At 66.6% G+C, this 18,544-nt stretch carries 16 protein-coding genes and 1 pseudogene; 5 read left to right on the forward strand and 12 right to left on the reverse strand.

What is annotated here, in order from left to right; genetic code table 11:
* Positions 1 to 298 precede the first annotated feature (298 nt).
* Positions 299 to 541: a hypothetical protein gene (locus ACZ7IB_RS15935; protein WP_470913056.1), complete on the forward strand. Its 243-nt coding sequence runs from the start codon at positions 299 to 301 to the stop codon at positions 539 to 541.
* On the opposite strand, the gene ACZ7IB_RS15940 is transcribed toward ACZ7IB_RS15935, so the two are convergent.
* From ACZ7IB_RS15940 to ACZ7IB_RS15950, 3 genes are all read right to left on the reverse strand, one after another.
* Complete coding sequence (locus ACZ7IB_RS15940; RefSeq protein ID WP_470913057.1) at positions 535 to 711, reverse strand: hypothetical protein; 177 nt, start codon at positions 709 to 711, stop codon at positions 535 to 537. The genes ACZ7IB_RS15935 and ACZ7IB_RS15940 overlap by 7 nt on opposite strands.
* A gap of 237 nt (positions 712 to 948) precedes the next feature.
* Entirely contained in the window at positions 949 to 2,049 is a 1,101-nt protein-coding gene (locus ACZ7IB_RS15945; RefSeq protein ID WP_470913058.1) for a twin-arginine translocation signal domain-containing protein, read from the reverse strand.
* Between the two features lie 385 nt (positions 2,050 to 2,434).
* Positions 2,435 to 2,821, reverse strand: coding sequence for a hypothetical protein (locus ACZ7IB_RS15950; protein ID WP_470913059.1), 387 nt, complete (start codon positions 2,819 to 2,821; stop codon positions 2,435 to 2,437).
* Positions 2,822 to 3,464: 643 nt separating this feature from the next.
* Between ACZ7IB_RS15950 and ACZ7IB_RS15955 the strand changes: the two genes are divergently transcribed.
* Positions 3,465 to 4,247, forward strand: a complete 783-nt coding sequence (locus ACZ7IB_RS15955) for an isoprenyl transferase (RefSeq protein WP_470913060.1) — start codon at positions 3,465 to 3,467, stop codon at positions 4,245 to 4,247.
* 693 nt (positions 4,248 to 4,940) lie between these two features.
* Here ACZ7IB_RS15955 and ACZ7IB_RS15960 read toward each other — a convergent pair.
* Together ACZ7IB_RS15960 and ACZ7IB_RS15965 are read right to left on the reverse strand one after the other, a co-directional pair.
* A complete protein-coding gene (locus tag ACZ7IB_RS15960) occupies positions 4,941 to 6,005 on the reverse strand; it encodes an IS4 family transposase (RefSeq protein WP_470913061.1) in 1,065 nt (354 codons plus the stop codon).
* Between the two features lie 121 nt (positions 6,006 to 6,126).
* A pseudogene (locus ACZ7IB_RS15965) lies at positions 6,127 to 6,416 on the reverse strand (DUF5994 family protein); the annotation flags it as partial.
* Between the two features lie 218 nt (positions 6,417 to 6,634).
* On the opposite strand from ACZ7IB_RS15965, the gene ACZ7IB_RS15970 reads away from it, so the two are divergent.
* Both ACZ7IB_RS15970 and ACZ7IB_RS15975 read left to right on the forward strand, forming a co-directional pair.
* Positions 6,635 to 7,207 carry a DUF5994 family protein gene (locus ACZ7IB_RS15970; RefSeq protein ID WP_470913062.1) on the forward strand — a complete coding sequence of 191 codons (573 nt, stop codon included), beginning with the start codon at positions 6,635 to 6,637 and terminating at the stop codon, positions 7,205 to 7,207.
* A 5-nt stretch (positions 7,208 to 7,212) separates the two neighbouring features.
* The gene (locus ACZ7IB_RS15975; RefSeq protein ID WP_470913063.1) at positions 7,213 to 7,398 is read left to right on the forward strand and encodes a hypothetical protein; all 186 of its coding nucleotides are present in this window, start codon (positions 7,213 to 7,215) and stop codon (positions 7,396 to 7,398) included.
* Between the two features lie 109 nt (positions 7,399 to 7,507).
* Here the strand turns inward: ACZ7IB_RS15975 and ACZ7IB_RS15980 are convergent, their stop codons facing one another.
* The 7 genes from ACZ7IB_RS15980 to ACZ7IB_RS16010 all read right to left on the reverse strand — a co-directional run bounded on the left by ACZ7IB_RS15980 (position 7,508) and on the right by ACZ7IB_RS16010 (position 15,620).
* Positions 7,508 to 8,398 carry an amidohydrolase family protein gene (locus tag ACZ7IB_RS15980; protein WP_470913064.1) on the reverse strand — a complete coding sequence of 297 codons (891 nt, stop codon included), beginning with the start codon at positions 8,396 to 8,398 and terminating at the stop codon, positions 7,508 to 7,510.
* A gap of 59 nt (positions 8,399 to 8,457) precedes the next feature.
* The gene (locus tag ACZ7IB_RS15985) at positions 8,458 to 10,830 is read right to left on the reverse strand and encodes a hypothetical protein (protein ID WP_470913065.1); all 2,373 of its coding nucleotides are present in this window, start codon (positions 10,828 to 10,830) and stop codon (positions 8,458 to 8,460) included.
* A 109-nt stretch (positions 10,831 to 10,939) separates the two neighbouring features.
* Positions 10,940 to 11,068 (reverse strand): hypothetical protein, encoded by a 129-nt coding sequence (locus ACZ7IB_RS15990; protein ID WP_470913066.1) that lies wholly within the window; start codon positions 11,066 to 11,068, stop codon positions 10,940 to 10,942.
* A 135-nt stretch (positions 11,069 to 11,203) separates the two neighbouring features.
* Positions 11,204 to 12,037, reverse strand: a complete 834-nt coding sequence (locus ACZ7IB_RS15995) for a carbohydrate ABC transporter permease (protein WP_266737255.1) — start codon at positions 12,035 to 12,037, stop codon at positions 11,204 to 11,206.
* Positions 12,038 to 12,075: 38 nt separating this feature from the next.
* Complete coding sequence (locus ACZ7IB_RS16000; RefSeq protein ID WP_470913067.1) at positions 12,076 to 13,074, reverse strand: carbohydrate ABC transporter permease; 999 nt, start codon at positions 13,072 to 13,074, stop codon at positions 12,076 to 12,078.
* Positions 13,074 to 14,372, reverse strand: coding sequence for an ABC transporter substrate-binding protein (locus ACZ7IB_RS16005; RefSeq protein WP_470913068.1), 1,299 nt, complete (start codon positions 14,370 to 14,372; stop codon positions 13,074 to 13,076). Before ACZ7IB_RS16005 ends, ACZ7IB_RS16000 begins: the two co-directional genes overlap by 1 nt.
* Before the next feature lie 453 nt (positions 14,373 to 14,825).
* Complete coding sequence (locus tag ACZ7IB_RS16010) at positions 14,826 to 15,620, reverse strand: FadR/GntR family transcriptional regulator (protein ID WP_470913069.1); 795 nt, start codon at positions 15,618 to 15,620, stop codon at positions 14,826 to 14,828.
* Between the two features lie 491 nt (positions 15,621 to 16,111).
* Here ACZ7IB_RS16010 and ACZ7IB_RS16015 point away from each other — a divergent pair, with 491 nt between their 5' ends.
* Entirely contained in the window at positions 16,112 to 18,436 is a 2,325-nt protein-coding gene (locus ACZ7IB_RS16015) for an Ig domain-containing protein (protein WP_470913070.1), read from the forward strand.
* Positions 18,437 to 18,544: the final 108 nt, after the last annotated feature.

Below are 18,544 nucleotides of genomic sequence, written 5' to 3' on the forward strand. Positions count from 1 at the left end.
CAGCACCAAGTCAGCAGGGAATGGGTGCTCAGGGGTGCTGACATGCGGTTTCGGGACAGCACCAAACCAGCACGGGAGTCGGCATCAGGGCACTGAACCATGCTGAACAACGCAACTCGGACAGGCGCTTGCCGGCCTTCAATACGGTCCTCGAAGCAGTCTCAACATGCTTGTCATGGTGGCCCCGCGCACACCCGACCCGAGAACCATGGTGTCCCGCCACATGCGCCTCTGGCCTGCCCATTCCTACGGTGTGGCGACACGAAACCGTCCCCGCCAACGTCCGGAAGTAGTACCCATGGCCGTCTCGGCATCCGCTCCACCGACCAACCGCTCGCTCAAGCGCATCGTCGCCACGAGCCGCATCGGCACCACCACCGAGCGGTACGACAACTCATCGGATCAGCGCTACGACCTGCAGTTTTCCCAGGACAGCGGCACGACAGCCAGCACCGGAAAAAGACGTGCTGGGCGAGGCCGGAGAATCGGGCTGAACTTGGCCCTGATCGCGGCGCCCTCGCGTCCGAGTGCCCATCACTGAACGTAGCCGCTCCGTGCTCGGTGTCCAGTCCCCCACGGATTGGCCACGATCTCCACTCCGGGGTCCTCCACGTCGAGCAGCACCTTGGACGGCTCGTACTCCACCCGTACCAGGGACGCGACGTGCCAGTCGGCCACGACGATCGCGACGTGCTGGCCGTAGTGCACCACTTTGAACGCGGTCCCACGTAGCGCTCGTGCACCTCCAGGGCCGCCTCCGCGGCTGTCCGGAAGTTCTCACCGCAGACCGTGGCCACCCGCAGCACTTGTTCAGCCCCCACGCCCGCCATGGAATCGTGCCCACCGGACCCGCAGCTGGAACGGCACAGCTTCCTCGGCCGAGATGACGAGGAAGCAGTTGGCACGCTGTCTGTGACCGGCGTTCAGGCCGGCGTGGTCGGGCCCTTTCTACGGGGCTGCGCCTATGGCCTTCTTCGTCGCGGTCCTGCTCTGGTAGGGGCAGGCGAGCTGGTGCAGGATCTCCTGCGCCAGCAGATCCTCGGGCCCCTTCAGCGCATCCGCCAGCTTCCGGTCAGCGGGGAACACCATCTCCGCCGCGACGTTGTCCTGCACGATCCGGGCCAAGTTGTCGAGGGCGACGAAGACCGGGTCGGCGGGCAGTTGGGCCGTCGGCAGGTCGATCAGGTGCGAGTCCGCCTTCGCTGGGTCCATGAACTGCTTGACGATAATCGAGTTCTGGTTCAGGGCGGACGTCGTCCAGATCGACAGAACGACGATGTACAGGCCGGGCCAGTCCTCCTTGCCGACCTTGCCCCGCCACCGCTTCATGAGGTCTTCCACGCCGTCGATCTGCGCCTGGGCCGCGTACCTCATGTTGGTACCGATAGCGTCGCTCAAGCCGCCCGTGAAGTTCTCGAACGACTTCATGTCAAAGGAACCGCGCTGCACGGACTCCTTGATGAACTTGAGCGCGACGTCGAGAATCCGCTTGCTCGACACTTCCAGCTCCCGCGGCAGGTGCGCGTTGTCGAGTTGCTGTCGGGCGATGGTCAGGATGGTGCCGAACGCCTGAAGTGGGCTGACCCAGTCGTTCGTTCCGGGCCCCTTGAATGCCACCATGTCCACGTCGTGCTGGACGAGACAGGCGGAGCTGGGGAGGTTCGGGATCTGGTGGCTCAGGTACGGCGCGGTGATCGAGTAGATTCCCAGCGGAGCGTGGGCGATCGACTTGGCCAGCTCGAAGATCTCGGAGACAGGATGCAACGACTCCTGCTCTCCGTTGTGGACGAGGGTGTAAAGGCCACCCCGGTCGTCATTCTGAACGACGATGACCGGGCTGAGGTGCTTGATCAGCTGGGCACGGAGCACGTCGTAATGCTTCTGCGTACCGGTATCGACCGCGAAGATTGCGTTGCGGGCCTGAAGTTCCAGGCCCGCCGAGTCCTGTCCCGGATTGCTCTCGTCTGCGGATGCGGTCTCGGTGCTGCCGAGAAACGCCATGGCACCGACTGCGGTGGCGGCGCCGAGGAATCTTCTACGCGTGCTCACTTTCCGTCTTTCCTCCGTTCGAGATTCGATCATTCACGTGCACACGCCGGCGTGAGGGCGGCTGAGTGCTTGCTGGCCGGATTCACCAGGTGAAGCGCTCAGTCTCGCGACCGACGACGGGCTGCACATGGCCGTAGCAGCGGTGTGTGCCTGCTTTCGAGTTTCATGCGCGCTTCGAAATCCTGGACGCAGACGTGATGCCGAGCTGCCGGAAGGCGACCTACCGCGAACAGCGCAAATCCCATGGTTCGGCGCCATCGAGTCAGCGGCACCATCCGCTCGCGCGGGCCCGATCCGCGGGCGTCCTTGCCGTGACGCACGAGGAGCTTTCCGAAGCGGCCCAGCTCCCACTTGATGTCGGCCAGATCGAGCTTGCATGCCCCGCTCACCCTGAGTCCGACCTGGGACATACGTGGTGCAGTTCCGCGCGGTCGGGGCGAACTTGCGGCAGGTGGCCAGCCCGGCGCCCCAACAGGAAGTACGTGGTCAGCGCCTGCGCTCGAGCCAGCCGAGTACCGCTTGGCAAGCCCCGCGGCACCTTCCCGAAGTACGCGTCGGCTTCGGCCGGCTCCAACTCCCACAGCAGTCGGCCGAACCAGGCCCGTACCCGATCCAGGTGTCCGACGTCCCCCCGGATGGTGCCATCCGCCAGCCCCGCCGAGGCCCGCGCGAGCACGAACCCGGCCAGCACGTCAGTCTCGAACTGCTCCAGCTCTTCCGCCGAGGCCGGACCGCGGAACTCGCGCAGGTCGCGTACGACCGCCAGCGCCAAACCGAGCCTCCTCACCTTCAGCCCGACCGCTGATCGGCCGGACGGAGTAAGAACGCTTCGAGAATTCCGAAGTTACGTCACAGAGCTGCAGAGCACCCGAAGGAGGAGGAACCCCATCTGGGGCTCCGGGCTGATCAACTGGAAGGGATGTTTCCACGAGCAGGAGGCGGCTGCGATGGAAGCGGTTGCACCTCAGGGGTCATTGCGAGATTGGTGCCAAGATTGATGCCCTGACTGTCCTCGGCAACGACGGACGAGGTCTTCCGCGCTCTGCGCGTCCACCACGGCCGCCGACGGGGTCACAGTGCAACCGTGCGCGCGACGTTTCTTGTCCCGCAGCAGATGATGAACTGGCTGGGTGGCGCCGTCCGCCTCCCACTTGGCGCAGTAATTGTCGACGCTCTTGCACGACGGGAAGTCGTGCGGCAGGTACTCCCACGGGATAACCGATGCGGTTGGCATGGGTGAATTCCGGCTGGCTCAAGGCCCGCCGGGCATCGGACACATCACTGCGATACGGTGACTCCTAAAATCCTAATGCCGGTCAACTTGCCCCTAAAGCAGGCCGGTTGTACCTGTTTCGCGACAACGGGCGGACTGCTCGGGTCGGCTGAAGGTACGCACGATGCGACGGAGATGGTTCATGAAGCTCCTCCCGCTGTTCCTCCGGCGGCCGATGGAGGCTCTGTACGAGCGCCGACTTGCTCGCACTCTGGCGGGGCTACCGCGCCCGCAGCACGTCGGGATCATGCTCGACGGCAACAGACGCTGGGCCCGCCAGGCCGGCCACAAAGACGTCCGAGAGGGGTACCGGGCGGGCGGCGCCAAAGCGACCGAGTTCCTGGGCTGGTGCACCGCCGCCGGGATCGAGCACGTGACCCTCTTCATGCTCTCCGACGACAACCTCGGACGGCCGGCCGAACAGCTCGGCCCACTCATCGACATAATCGAGCAAACCGTCCAGGACATCGCGGCCGAAGGCCGCCTCTGGGAGGTCCAGGTGATCGGCTCGCTCGACATGCTGCCTGGCGACAGCGCCCGTGTACTAAAGGAGACCGCTGCCGCGACTGCCGGACGCGGCGGGCTCAAAGTGGACGTCGCGGTCGGCTACGGCGGCCGACGGGAAATCGTCGACGCGGTGAAAAACGCTTTCGAGGAGCACATCGCATCCGGTGGCGACCCGGTCGAACTGCTCAAGCGATTCGAGATCGAGGACATCTCCCGGCACCTGTACTCGCCGATCGCCGACCACACCGACTTCATCATCCGCACCTCCGGCGAGCAGCGGCTGTCCGGCTTCCTGCTCTGGCAGTCCGCGTACGCAGAGATGCACTGGGTGGACTGCTACTGGCCGGCGTTCCGTCGCGTGGACTTCCTGCGCGCGCTGCGCTCGTACTCGAATCGCGAACGACGATTCGGAAAATAACCCCGTCTCCTCAGTCTCGGGCAGGGGCGGGGACGACCCCGTTCTTCAGCCGCGTGGCCAGGGACGTGCCTCTGTTCCTCTCTGACGTGGGGGGCTCCAGCCTTGGGAGAGCGGGCGCCTCAGACGCGATGGAGAGTCAGTTGCTCGAAGCCGAGTCGGTGCGCGGGGTTGCAGTGGCCGAGGTGATCGAGCTGGGTGCAATCTCGCGCACCTGGGGCCGTGTTCCGTGTGCGTCGCCACGGCGGTCCTGTCGCGGTGCGGGGGGATTCAGGCCCAAAAAGCTGCCGGGGCGAAGGACGCGGGCGATCTCCTTCAGCGCGGCGGCGTCGGTCGTACGTCGGAGAATGACAGCGACCGGACGTCGGCGCGCTCTCTCCCTCCGGCGCGGGCAGCGTCCGCCGGCGCAGCACAGGTGGAGGGCAGTGTCGCCGGCGCGGAGGCGAGTGCCCGCCGCCGCCTCCATGGTGGTCGCGCGCACCCTCGTCCGCAGAACTGTGGTGCCCCGCCACATACGCCCCCGACCTGCCCCTTCCTACGGTGTGGCGACACGAAACCGTCCCCACCAACCGTCCGGAAGTGGTGTTCATGGCTGCCTCGGCATCCGCCCCGCCGACCACCCGCTCACTCAAGCGCATCGTCGCCGCAAGCCTCATCGGCACCACCATCGAGTGGTACGACAACTCATCATCAGCACTACGACCTGCAGTTTTCCCAGGACAGCGACACGAAAGCCAGCACCGAACCAGCACCGGAATGAGACGTGCTGGGCGAGGTCGGAGAATCAGGCTGAACTCGGCCCTGATCGCGGCGTCCTCGCGTCCGAGCGCCCATCACTGAGCGTAGCCGTAGGCGCAGAGCTGGCCATACAGTCCTGGTGAATTCGGGGTACTTCTCGTGGTCGGTCAGACTGGTGATGAGCCGGACGATGTCGGCCTGCCCGTCGACGCGGTACTCGATCACCCGTACCAGCGCCGGCGGGGCCTTGACGGTTCCGGCCGCCTTGCTGTGCTTGTTCGCCTCGATCCGGGCGAGGTAGCTGCCATCGGGCAGAACATCCTGGACCCGGCGGGCCTTGCGCCGCTCGATCCGCCACAGCAGGTGAGTGCCCTGGTTCCGGAGCCGGTGCCAGCGGGCCAGACCCCACAAGCCGCGGTCGGCCAGTAACAGCGTGCCGGTCCCGACATGGGCGTCCAGGGCGTCGGAAACGGTGCGCTCGGAGTCCTTGAATCCGCCGATCACAGCGTCCAGGACGGCGTGGGAGGAGCACTCGGCGGCCACGACCACTCCGGTCTGCGGATAGCCCATCGGACTGCGCCGAGATCCGGACTTGCCGAAGTCGTCGTTGTTCCCAGCGGAGTCGGGTACGGCCAGCAGCGTCCCGTCCAGGGCCAGCACCCGCAGCCCCCGGAACAGCTCGCCATCCGTGCCGAACGGCCGGGCCACGGCCCGGAACAGCTCCCGCAGCACCGGCCGGCCAAGCCGCTGCCGGACCCTGGTCAGCGAGGACTTGTTCACCCCGGACCAGGACCGCAGCCCATGGTCGCCGGACTTCACCAGACGCAGGACCTCCAGGTAGTCGGCCTGCGGGAACAAGCACATCGCCAGCACGAAGTACACCGTGAACCGGGCGGACAACAGACGTCGGCGCTTCTCACAGCGCCCCGCCTCACCCACCACCCGAACCCGGTCCACCAGATCAGGCGGACACGACCGAGTCAGGCCCCCCAGGCCCAGGCGCTCCAGACGGGATATCAACACATCGCTTCAACTGCCCAGCGGCCACAGAAGCAACGGAATTGTCATCCGTTCGACAGGGGGGACACAGTCATGCCGGGCCCGGAGGCCAGCGGCCCTCTTGCAGGACCGCGAAAAACATGAGGGGGGCCACCAGCAGGGCGAAGTGGTCATTGTGGCCGCGGGTGATGAGGACGGTGTCGTCGCCGACCGGGTCGGAGTCGAGGTCGACAACACGGTCGTCGATGACCAGGCGGGTCGGGAGGCCGTTCCAGCGGAGGCGTCCACGCCGACGCGGCTGATGGGCCCGAGGCGCCTGGTCAGAACGCTGATCAGGGCGGGAAGCTCGGTCTCGATGTCGCGTGAGCGGGGCCGCCACGCGCCGTCGAGTATTTTGCCGGTGAACAGCCTCGCCGGGAGCGATGCTGCCGTCACTTCACGGTACTCCCCCGCGCCTGCGCCACCGCCTGCCACAGCGGTCCCACTCCCACCCTGCACTGGAAAATACCTGGTCGCAGCGGCCAGAGTCTGTCGAACAGGCGTACAGTTAAACGACCGGGAGTACTTCGCACACCGGCTCCCCCGCGGGTGTCATTTCCGGCGATCACGAAAATCCGGGCTGCCGACGAGCAGCCCGGGGGCAGGTCCACACCATGGCCCTCCTCGACCGGACCGCGCCCCGCGACCTCGCCGCAGAGTTCCCGGCACGCTTGTCCCTCACCCCGAAGAGCACCCTCGCCGGCCAGCTGGACGGGGCCTGGTGGCCCTGTTCCCGTGACCTGAACGCGGAGCTTCCGCCACTGGTGGCCGCACTCGACGAGGTCTGGGGACGCATCACACGCGTCACCGTGAACCCCACCCACTGGCCCGTCATCCCGCACAAGGTGCCCGTCTCCGGGCACACCGTTCATGTGGGCTGGTTCACCGAACAGCACCCCGACAAACTGATCCTGCTCTCCCTCACCCTCGGCCGCTGGGACCTGCTCGTGATCCCGCCCGAGACCGAGCCCGCCGCCGCGGCCCGTCTCATGGCCGCAGCCGCGATCCCCGGAAGCGTTCTCACCGCCGACATGCTGATGGCCAACGAAGCCGTTGTCAGCAGCGGCATACGGGACGCCCGAAGCCGCGAGGACACCTTGGACACCGAAGGCGGAACATGCATGTCGCCCTTCGGGCACCCGATCGGGCGCCGGGCCCTCCCCGCACCCGGGAACACATGGCGGTGAGAAGCATGGCGACCCTCATCCTCATCGCGGCGATGATCGTCATGACCGCCATCGGAATGCGCCTGATACACCTCCTCAACGCACAGCACGACGCGCGCATCGCCGCCTATCACTTCGGTGACGCCCTGCCCGGCGTCGGCGACGCAGCTCGCAAGCACCGCCCGTGGGCAAACGGAGACCCCGGCCGATGACCCAGACCTTCCTCTGACCGGGGGCAGTGGGGGGGGGGGGGGGGGGGGGCGCCCCCCCCCCCCCCCCCCCCCCCCCCCCCCCCCCCCCCCCCCGCTTGCCTGCCGCGGGTCACAGACCGTAGACCCGCGCGGCCGTGCCTGCGAACACCGCCGTTTGCTCGTGCTCCGACAGGTCCGCCACGAGCTCGCGGCCGACGGCAACCACCTGTTCATACTCGGCCGCCAGGGTGCACACCGGCCAGTCCGAGCCGAACATGAGCCGCTCCGGGCCGAAGGTATCCAGCGCGACCGACACGAACGGCCGCAGGTCGGCGGGGCTCCAGGTGTGCCGGTCTGCCTCGGTGACGAGCCCGGAAAGTTTGGCCACGGTGTTGGGGAGGCGGGCCAGGGCGGCCAGGTCCGCGGCCCAGGTGTCCGGTCGGCGAGGGCGGATCGGAGGCTGGCCCAAGTGGTCCAGTACGAAGGTGAGTTCGGGCCGCTGCCTCGCCACGGCGACTGCCGAGGGCAGCTGTTCAGGGCGCAGGACCAGGTCGTAGGCGAGGCCGGCGGATGCGACGGCGGCCAGGCCGCGGCCCACGTCGGGACGGAGCAGCCAGTCTGCCTCGTCCTCGCCCTGTACCTGGTGGCGGATGCCGACGAGACGGTCGCCACCGGGCAGCGCGCGCAGTGCGGCCAGGGCGTCCGCGACCACGGGAGAGGTCAGGTCCGTCCAGCCGACGACGCCGGCCACCAGCGGGTCGGCCGCGGCCAGCGCCAGGTATTCGGGAGTCTCCTCGCGTACGCAGATCGTCTGCACCAGCACCGTGGCGGCGACACCGGCGGCCGCGGCCTGCGGTCGCAGGTCGTCGAGGGTGAAGTCGCGTCGCAGCGGGGCGAGTTCGGGGCCGGTGATCCAGTCCTGGTCGCGCACCGACAGGTCCCAGACGTGCTGGTGGGCGTCGATGGTGGTCACGGGGACAGGCTCAGTCGGGTCGGTTGTTTCTGACAACGTGCTCGGCATGATGTTCCTGTATCTGGCGAAGGTGCTGATGGAACGGGTGCACAGCGAGAACGGCCGGATCAGGCTTGACGTGCGACCTTGCCCTTCCTCGTGATCCGCACGGTGACCGCCCCACCCGCCGGGACTTCGACCTGCGGCCAATCGAGAAACGCCGTGTACCCAAGGGGGCGGGCCGATTGGCGGGCCGTTTCCGCCAGTACCGACACCCGTGCCGCGTAGGCCGTGTTGTTGGTCAAGCGGACTACGGCTGCCTGACGGCTCTCGCTGACATGCTCGGCCTCGACATGATCGAAGGGAATGAGAATTCCTTCCCCGGGCCGGACGTAGATTCCGGGAAGTTCGAGTGCCATCAAGACACCATTGGTCTCGGTCCAGGAGTTTCTCGTCCTGATGAAATCACCGACGGCAGCCTTGCCCTCGGCATCGCTGGGCTGGATCCGCTCCATGCTCGAACCGATGAGGTAGTCGGTGGTTATGTGCCCCGGCATGTTGACGGCCTCGGCGTGGGCATGCTGGATATCGCTGATGAGTTCAGCGTACTTCTTGTCCCCAGTAGCTCGATACAGCTTGAACAGGTGGTCAGCGGAGGACGTGCAGACACCGGGCGCGGCATGTTTGTTCTGGCTGCTTGCCCAAACGGCGCCGGCCATCTTTCCCTTCAGCCGCGCGATATCACTGCCTGCCGGAAACAGCGGATCGTACGCAAGAGTCCAGGACGAGCACAGAGCGGCCTGGACCTTCGCGCGATTCAGCCATCTCTTCTTTCCGGTGTACTGGTACAGCGCCATGAATGACTCCAGGAGACCAAACGCTGTTTCGGAGTCCGCATCCTGTGAAATATCCGCGCACGCTCCGCTGGTGAATCCACGGGACTTGATGTCGCGCTCATAGTAGAATTCGGCTGCTTCCTCGGCCGCGGCCAACCAGTCCGGACGGTGGAAGTATTCAGCCGCCAGGGCGAGCCCGGCCGGAGCGATGGCGCCGGCCGTCGAGTTGTACACGGCGATGTCGCCTGTTTCGGGCACGATGTACTGACCGAATTCTCCGTGCTTTCGCCAGGTCCGGGTGAATGCTTCGGCCAGACCGCCTGCGGCCAGTTCCCAGGATTCCTTGATGGTGTCGCCGTGCCCTTGCGCCTTCAGGAGCATCACATGCTTGATCAGCCAGAAGAGCACGTCTCCGTTCTTGCGTACCATCGCCTGCACCGCCGGAAAGTCGGGGTGGGCCTTCTCTGAGCGGATCTCACCATCTTCGCTGATGAAGCCGTAGAAGAATCCGCTCTGCCCCTTCATGCGGGAACAGATGAAGTCAAGCTCATCGGAGACCCTGCCCCGTTCCGTCGGGTCATTCAGAGCCAACATGGGGTAGGTGTTGATCATTCCGCTCACCCAACCCAGTTGAAAGTGCCTGGAGTTTTCTGGAAGGTAGTAGCGGCCTGCCTTGGTCTCTGTGAAATTGCCTCGGCAGATGTTGGTGCCGAGCTCCGCCAGCTTACTCATCGGAAGCAGGTTGCGAGGCGCGGTGGGGCCGGTGAGCGACTTTCGCACATCCATGAATTTTTGCAGGACTGCCGGAATTCCATCGGCATCGAAGGTGAAAACCTGGAAGCGAATCGAAACATCGTCACCGGGGGCCCAGTTCGACGCACTGTCACCGCTCGGCCGAAAGTCGCCGAAACCGGCCGCCTGCCGGCGCATAACCGGTGCCGAGATGCGGAATTCACAGCTTTCCCTGCTCGCACTCTCCTCAACCGAGAGCCCACTGTTGCCCAGGCGGGTTCCTTGCTCGGTGAGGACGATCCAGCCCTTTCCGAACTTGGGCGAGAAGAAGCTCATCGCCGGGGCGGCAGTATTGCATGTCGCCAGCTCGATCCGTGAGGGCAGGGCAGCATCGGAGGCCAGTCGCGGGTTGTTCGATATCGTCAGCGGCGTCTGTGGGTTGTAGTACATGTCGGCCGGATAGTCCGGATTGTATCCGTTGCCGATGGCGCGATAGCGATTGCCGTTGTAGATGATTCCGGGAATCATCACGTTGTTGGCGGTCTCCCAGCTCTCGAATGGGAAATCAACGGAGATTGCGGTCTGTTCCGCAGCCCCCTTCTCCAGGGTGCAGGTCAGGGTGACCTCCCATCCGTGATGATCGGGCACCCGTCGTGCATCCCACTTCAGCTGCCACTGTCGCGGTCCGTCGGTCAGCAGGTCGCCGTCGAATTCCTGGGCCCGGCGCAGCGTCGTGCCGTCATATTCCCGAATCGACACCCGGAGGGAGCCGTGCAATTCGCGCAGAGAACGGCTGAGTTCCGCAGCCTGGCCATCGGCTCCGGCAACCCCTGCGTCGAGCGGTTGGGCTCGTGAGATCGTGGGTTCGAGAGCGACCTTCGCTCCGACTCCAGCGGCCGCCAACAGAGAAAGACAGTTTCTCCTGTCAAGCATTCTGCAACCATCCTCGTGTGTGCGTTCCAGTGAAGGGAAATTCGATCAATTTCGGTTCAACGCGGGGAGTCTGCGCTCCGGGGACCCGGTCGCACACCGCCGTCCGCGATCAGGGACGTACGCCGTCCTGACGCGGGACAGGCACCGGCACGCCCGGCGGCAGCAGAGCCTGGGCACGCAGGGCGAGCCACATCTCCTCGGGGACGGGGTGGCTGATCATCGCGGTGGCGTCCGTCACCTCGGCGGCGCTGGCGTGAACGGACGTGAAAGGACGTGAAGGGGCGCGAGCGTCCGAAGTCCGCGACATGTGACGGGGGGCGGGGCTTGCGTCGGTCCCCGCCCCCTGTCACATGCCCAGCCGTACCGGCCGGTCTCAACCCTTCGTCGCTCCTCCTGTGAGGCCCTTGACGAACTGCTTCTGGAAGGCCAGGTAGAAGACGAGGATGGGCAGTGTCGCCAGGAACATGAAGGCGAAGACCGAGCCGAAGTCCGCCTGGTGTTCGCCGATGGCACGATAGATGCCGACGGTCACCGTGGTGCCGGCCGCCGGGCCCAGGACGATCAGCGGGTTGAGGAAGTCGTTCCAGATCCAGACGCCGAGGAAGATCACCACGCTGGCCGACGCCGGCCGCATCAGCGGGAAGACCACCTGCCAGAAGGCGCGGAACGCTCCGGCGCCGTCGATCGCCGCGGCTTCTTCGAGCTCTCGGGGGATCGTCTTGGCGAAGCCCGCGAAGACGAACACCCCGAACGGCATGTAGTAACCGACGTACGCCAGGACCAGTCCGGGCACGCTGCTCATCAGCCCCAGCGTGCGCAGGACTTCGGTGATCGGGGTGAGGATCACGGCGGGCGGCACCATGAGACCGCAGAGCAGGACGACCATGATGACCTTGGACAGGACGCCGGTCGACCGGGCCAGGTAGTGGCCGAGCATGGCGGAGATCGCGGTGATGACGAGGATGGAGATCACGGTGACCTCCGTGCTGTTGACCAGCCCGTACCAGAAGAGGTGGTCCGGGCGCGACAGCACGCTCTGGATGTTGTCCAGGGTCGGTGGGACCGGGAGGCCGACCGGGTTCGACACGATCGCCGAACCGTCCTTGAACACGTTGACCAGCACAAGGTAGATCGGCAGGAAGAACAGCAGGCCGGCGAGGAGCGCGACGACCGGGCGTATCCACGCCCTTGTTCCGCCCCTGTTCATGCTCGCGTTCAGATCCGGGTTCATCTTCGTGTTCGTGCTCATGCGGACACCTCGCGTTTCTGCAGCCACCCGAGCGCGATCACGGAGACGGTCGCGACCAGGATCAGCATCGCCACGGCCATCGCGGAGGCGTAGCCGACGTGGTTGCCGTTGAACGCGGTCTGGATCACCTGGAAGGCGAGGGTGGATGTGGTGCCGGGGCCGGGGCCGCCGTTGGTGAGCACCTGGATCTGGTCGTAGGCCTTGAATCCGCCGATCAGTGACATGACCGTGTTGATGGTGACGGCGGGTGCCAGCATCGGCCAGGTGACATGGCGGAACCGCATCAGTGGTCCGCAGCCGTCGATGGCCGCCGCTTCGTGCAACTCCTGCGGGATTCCCTGCAGTCCGGCCAGGTAGATAACCACGCAGAAGCCGAGCCCCTGCCAGGCGATGACCCACGAGACCGTGTAGAGGGCGAGGCTCGGGTCGGAGAGCCAGCCCGGCGGATGACTCACCCCCAGCTGTCGCAGCATGGAGTTGAGCAGGCCGTCGTCGACGAGGATCGCCTGCCAGATGACGCTGACCACCACGGCGCTCAGCACGACCGGAACGAAGAACACGCTGCGCAGAGCGTTGTACAGCCAGCCGCGCCGGTCGAGCAGCAGGGCGATCGCCAGGCCGCCGGCGTTGGTCACCAGCGTCACGATCACGGTGATGACGACGGTGTTCTGCAGTGCTTTGAGGAAATCGTCGTCGGAGAACAGGCTCGTGAGGTTGGACAGGCCCACCCACCGGGTCGGCGGGTTGAAGGGGTTCTTGTTGGTGAGGCTGTAGCCGGCGGTCATGCCGATCGGCGCCAGGACGAGGGCCAGGTAGGCGAGCAGTCCGGGAGCTGCGAAGACGGCGAAGCGGCCCGGTCCGCCGTTCGGGCGGAAGCGCCGGGACGGTCGCGACGCACGCTGCGCGGGGGTGTCCTGTGGTCGGACCGCTGCCGTGTCCTTCGCTGCGGGCGCGGCAGGGGAACTCTCCGGTCGGGGCAGGGTACGTATGCGCATTATCGGGTGGCCTTGTCCCACTGCTCGTCCATGTAGGCACCGAACTGACGGGCTGTCATACGGCCGCCGAGGAGATTCTGGACGCCGGCCGCGGCCTTGTCGGCCAGGCCGGGCGGCAGGGAACCGTCACCGGTCTCCTGGGAGAACGAGTTGACGATCCCGTCGTCCTTCTGGGCCTGCCGATACGCCGCCACGGTCTTCTTGTAGACGGGGCCCATGGTGCTGGGCGGGCTGTAGCCCTTGATGTCGATGATGAGCCCGTCGGCCTTGACGGCGGCGTCCAGGTTCTTCTGGTCCTCCATGAAGGCCTTGGCCCACTTCTTGGCCAGGGGAACATCGGACGACTTGGAGCTCACCGTCATCCCGCCGCCGAGGACGCCCGGGAGTGCCGGGGCCCTCTGGTCCGTGGGCCACGCGAAGACGCCCGTGTCGAAGTCCGGCTTCTTCGTGTCGGCCGAGGCGGAGAACCAGCTGCCCATCGGATACATCGCGCCCTTACCGTCACGGAAGGCCTGTTCGGTGTCCGCGTAGGAGCGGGAAAGGCCGGCGCGGTCGATGTATCCCTTGTCCGCGAGGCCGGCGACCTTCTGGGCGGCGGCGACGAACGCCGGGTCGGTGAACTTGACCTTGCCCTTGGCGCGTTGGGACAGCCAGTCCGGCGTCTTCTTGTAGACGTCGGTGGCCACCGTGCAGATCAGCGGGAACATGTCGGCCCAGGAATCCTTGCCGCCACCGCCGACCACGAAGGGGTTGATGCCCTTCTTCTTCAACTTGGCGCTGTCGTCGAGCAGTTCACGGTACGTGCGGGGCGGTGTGTCGATGCCGGCCGCCGCGAAGTCCTTCTTGTTGTAGTAAACGAGCGTCGTCTGGGCGGCGTAGGGCAGCTGGTAGACCTTGCCGTCGTAGGTGTTGGCGCGGGGGTTCTCGTACGTCGCGAGTTCCTTGTCCGTCCACGGCGCCAGCTTGCCCGCCTCGGCGAATCCGGCGGGGTTCAGACCGATCATGACGTCCGGGAACTGGCCCGTGCTGTCGAGCTGCTTCGCGTACCCGGTGCGGTCGGCGCTGGGCGATACGAGCTTCTTGATCGTCACCCCGGGCACCTTCGCCGAGGCGCGGGCGATCGCGGCGTCCCAGTACTTCGCGTCCAGGTTGGGCGTTTCGAAGGTGAGGAAGGTCAAGGTGACCTTGTCGCCGTCGCCCTTGGATGCACTCGTACCGGAACTGCCGGCCGTGCACCCGGCCAGGAGGAGAGCACCTGCGAGGGCGGCGGTTCTTGTGAGTATCGGATTGCGCGTCATGTCCAACTTCCCCTACCCGTCGTTGTCCGGGGGCGGTACCGAGTCGCTGTCTTGTTCGTACCGAGACGAGAGAGGGAATCCCCCTGCCGACCGTCCACCGAATCCGTCACATGGTTCAGACTCTTCCCAGAGTCCTGCTGCTCTCGAGGGCGACCGCTTCCCCTCAGCGTTCGCCCCTCAGGGCACCTTGGGGTATGGAAGTCCGCGCGCGACGGCATGTCAAGAGATGAGACGGAGTTATTACCTCAACCAAGGCGGCAATAGATCTGATACATGTCGGTAGAGTTTCGCCGAACCATACGGATTCGCTTCACAGGAACGAGACGCGTCGGTGGTGCGGTTCACGACCCCGGCACGCTTCGACCGCCCCGTCGCCCCGTCGCCCGGTCGTTTCCGGTGTGGGCGGCGGGGCGGGGAGGCAGGGGCACTACTGATCGAGGCTGTCGTCCGCGGTCACGCCCCGTCCGGGCCGGCGGGAACGGCGGGAGCGGCAAAGATGCGATTGCGGATCTCTCGCTGGACCTGGAGTTCCGTCGTGTCGATATGGCGGGCCATGAGGGCGGCGGCCTGTTCCTGCTCACCGGCCCCGATCGCTTCCAGGATCGCCAGGTGCTGCTCCGCGGCCCCGGCGAGTGATCCCGGTGCGGAGTCGGCCAGGGCCACGATGGTGACCTGTCGCTGCAGCCGCTGGATCGCGTCGACCAGGCTGGAGAGGAACGCGTTCCCCGCTGCCGCGCCGATCGCCTGATGGAACTCCGCATCGGCCCGGCCGAACGACTCGTGGTCGTCGCGCTCGGCGGCCTCCGCCGAGCGCTGCGCCGCCTCGCGGATCGCCCTGAGCTGAACCGGTGTGGCCCGCGCGGCCGCGAGCCCGCTGGTCTCGGCCTCGGTGAAGCGTCGGAACTCGAACAGTTCACCGACGCGGCTCGGGTCGGTCGGCAGGAACCGGGAGAACGTGTCGGACCACAGGTCGTTCCTGGGATGCGCCACGAAAATGCCGCGTCCCTTCTCCACCGAGAGCCTCCCGAGGGCCGAGAGGATCTTGACGCCCTCTCGCACCACTGTCCTGCTCATGTCTACTTCGGCCGCCAGATCCTTCTCCGTGGGCAGCCGGTCGCCGGGCCCCATCCCCTGCCGGGCGACGTACTCCAGGATGCGCTCCGCCGCGACCTCGTAGCCGGGGCGGTAGGGAGCCGCCTCCGTCTCCGATGCCGCGGACGCGGACGCGGGCCGGGAAGATCCAGTCATGTTGCTCCATGTATCCGATGCATGCCGTCACGAAATACCAAGTGCTGGGCCCCCAAGATACCTCCCGGGCCGCCCGTTCAGGGGTGCTCGGACCGCCATACGGAGCACCCGCGCCATCGGGAATAGATCCGAACTAAGCCTTGACGGCCCCTTCCGTGCCGTGCACGCTAGACCGCACTTGTGCTGCGGTAGTTACACAGGAGAAGCAAGCGCACTTTCCTGCACGGGCAGGCCTATGGGCTCTCCGGCTCACGGCCGTCCGCCGATCCCGCTCCCCGGAACAGCGCGAACCATCTCCGCTGAAGAATACGAACTATCCAGGTGACCTCGTTCGTCGCTCGACGTTTGCCGGCATTGCGCCCCTCTGCGCTGTTCACGGGCAGTTGATCAGCGATCCCGCGCGTCATCGAGAGTCACTTCACCTAGGAGGACATGTGGACAGGCGTCGCTTTCTGGTTGCCAGCGGCTTGAGTTCGGCCACGGCCGTGGCCATGGCCGCCGGACCCGCGCATGCCGCGCGAACGGCCAGGACCAATACGTCCCCGTCGCTGCGGATCGGGGCGGGCTCCCTGTCGGTGGGCATCAGCGGCTCCGGCTACGTGGACAGCCTGGTGGACCTGCGTGACGGCACCGACCACCTGGCTAAGGACACCCCCGTGCCGCTGGTCAGCGTGGTGGCCGACGGCAAGCACGTGGTTCCCGCGAAGGTGCGGGTCGTGTCGCGTGACCGGGCGCACCACCGGCAGGTCCTGGAGTTCGTCGGCGAGAGCGTGACGATCCAGGTAGAGGCCGTCGGGTTTCCCACGCATTCCACACTTGAAGTCGTCGGCCTGACGGCTGCCTCGGGTGTGGATGTGCAGACGCTGCTGTGGGGTCCGCTGCCGACGACGCTCGACGACACCATCGGCGAGACGGTCGGTGTGGTCGCCAACTCCGATTTCGTCATGGGGGTCCGGCCGCTGAACGACAAGACGGTGGGCGGGTGGCCGAACGAGCATCTGGCGTACGGGTTCGGTCCCGATCTCGTCTGGAATCCGTACGGGCTCCAGACCGGCGCGAAGGACGAGTGGCTGGCGAGCAACGTCGCCGCGAAGACCACGTGGGGCAGCGTCCTGCGCGCCACCACCTACGACTACAGCAAGGTACGGGTCCGGCAGCGCACCAACGGTTACGAGATCCCGCTCGGCCCGCTGCCCGCGCCCGAGGGCCGGATCGTCGGGTCGAAGATCGCCCTGTTCGGCAGTGCGCCGGATCTCGCCCTGACCGTGCTCAGCCAGATCGCCAAGGAGCACGACCAGGCGTACCCCACCCTGGACGGCCAGTGGCAGAAGGTGGCCCAGCGCACCTCGCAGACCCACTTCTGGGTCCACGACCTCAACACGGGCAACGTCACCGCGGCCGCCAAGCTCGCCGCGCAGGCCGGGGTGCGGAACATCTACGCGATCAGCGGCAACGGGCCGTGGGTGTCGCACGGGCACTACCAGTTCAACGGCTCCTTCGGCGGATCGGACGTGGCGGCCGCCCAGTTGGTGGCCGCAGCGGCGAAGGAGGGCATCGAGGTCGGGGTGCACACCCTGTCCACCTTCATCGACGCCAACGACCCGTACGTGAAGGCGCCGGCCGATCCACGGCTCGCGGTGGGCGGCTCCGCCCGGCTCACCCGCCCGCTGGCCGGGTCGGACACCACGCTGTACGTGGATGCCAACGGCCTGCTGGCCTCCGGCGTCGACGGTCAACGGCTGCGCATCGGCGACGAGTTCATCACCTATGGTTCCGTCACCAAGGTCAGCAACACCGAGTGGCAGGTCGGCGGCCTGAGCCGGGCACAGTGGTCCTCGGCCGCCAAGGACTACCCGGCCGGCACCACCGTCGCCCGGCTCATCCAGAACGGCTACGGCGGCGCGCTGGCCAGTCTGCCGATCACCGACGAGATCGCGACCCGGCTGGCCACCGCCTACAACACCAGCGGCGTCCACGCCACGTCCTACGACGGGCTTGAAGGCACCGGCTACAACGGCTGGGGCGGCTACGGCTTCGCACGGCTCGTCAACGGCGTCCACCGGCAGGTCACCACCAAGAACTTCATCACCGAGTGCAGCAACCTCGCGTCGAACACCTGGGACGCCCAGTCCAGGGCGAGCTGGGGTGAGATCGGCCCCACGAGCTACGCTCAGATCATCCGCAGCAACACCTTCTACCGGGCGAACTACCTGCCCGGGATGATGGGCCAGCAGGGGCTCTCGGGCGCCGACGCCCTGCAGAAGATCGAGGACACCCTGGCGCACGCGGCCTCCCTCGACGCCGGCATCAACTTCGAGACCAGCGTGAGCAGCCTCCAGTCCGGGCAGAACACCGCCGTGCTGCTCGCCGCCGTCCGGATGTGGGAGTCCGCGCGCGCATCCGGCGCGTTCACTGCCGAACAGAAGAAGCAGTTGGGCGTCGCGAGCAGGCACTGGCACCTGAGCGAGGTCACGCCGGACGCCGAGTGGACACTGCAGGAGATGGACACGTCCGGTCAGCCGATCGGTGACCCGCAGCCGGTCAAGGCCCCGACGCCGGGCTTCGCCACGCCGGAGCCGACGGACGCCCGGGTCGGAAAGCTGTACGCCTTCAAGGTGACCTCGACGACTCCGCGGACCATCCGCTACGAGGTCACCGACGGCCGCCTCCCGCGCGGCCTGACCCTCAACCAGGACACCGGTGGCATCACCGGAATTCCTGCCTTCCCCGGCACCAGCAAATTCACCATCACCGCCAAGAACGGCGGGGGCATCGCCGACGCGGAGATCACCTACAAGGTGACGACCAGGCCGTGACCGCGGCGGGGGGGGGGGGGGGGGGGGGGGGGGGGGGGGGGGGGGGGGGGGGGGGGGGGGGCGGGGGGGGGGGGCGGGGAACAAAGAGAAAAGAAAACAAAAAAAACC

The sequence above is a fragment of the Streptomyces sp. NPDC037301 genome (genome assembly GCF_055602785.1).

Coding starts and splice junctions, on each gene's coding strand:
- ACZ7IB_RS15935 (WP_470913056.1), top strand. CDS start 299: ATGGCCGTCTCGGCATCCGCTCCACCGACCAACCGCTCGCTCAAGCGC.
- ACZ7IB_RS15955 (WP_470913060.1), top strand. CDS start 3,465: ATGAAGCTCCTCCCGCTGTTCCTCCGGCGGCCGATGGAGGCTCTGTAC.
- ACZ7IB_RS15970 (WP_470913062.1), top strand. CDS start 6,635: ATGGCCCTCCTCGACCGGACCGCGCCCCGCGACCTCGCCGCAGAGTTC.
- ACZ7IB_RS15975 (WP_470913063.1), top strand. CDS start 7,213: ATGGCGACCCTCATCCTCATCGCGGCGATGATCGTCATGACCGCCATC.
- ACZ7IB_RS15980 (WP_470913064.1), bottom strand. CDS start 8,398: ATGCCGAGCACGTTGTCAGAAACAACCGACCCGACTGAGCCTGTCCCC.
- ACZ7IB_RS15985 (WP_470913065.1), bottom strand. CDS start 10,830: ATGCTTGACAGGAGAAACTGTCTTTCTCTGTTGGCGGCCGCTGGAGTC.
- ACZ7IB_RS15995 (WP_266737255.1), bottom strand. CDS start 12,037: ATGAACAGGGGCGGAACAAGGGCGTGGATACGCCCGGTCGTCGCGCTC.
- ACZ7IB_RS16000 (WP_470913067.1), bottom strand. CDS start 13,074: ATGCGCATACGTACCCTGCCCCGACCGGAGAGTTCCCCTGCCGCGCCC.
- ACZ7IB_RS16005 (WP_470913068.1), bottom strand. CDS start 14,372: ATGACGCGCAATCCGATACTCACAAGAACCGCCGCCCTCGCAGGTGCT.
- ACZ7IB_RS16010 (WP_470913069.1), bottom strand. CDS start 15,620: ATGACTGGATCTTCCCGGCCCGCGTCCGCGTCCGCGGCATCGGAGACG.
- ACZ7IB_RS16015 (WP_470913070.1), top strand. CDS start 16,112: ATGGCCGCCGGACCCGCGCATGCCGCGCGAACGGCCAGGACCAATACG.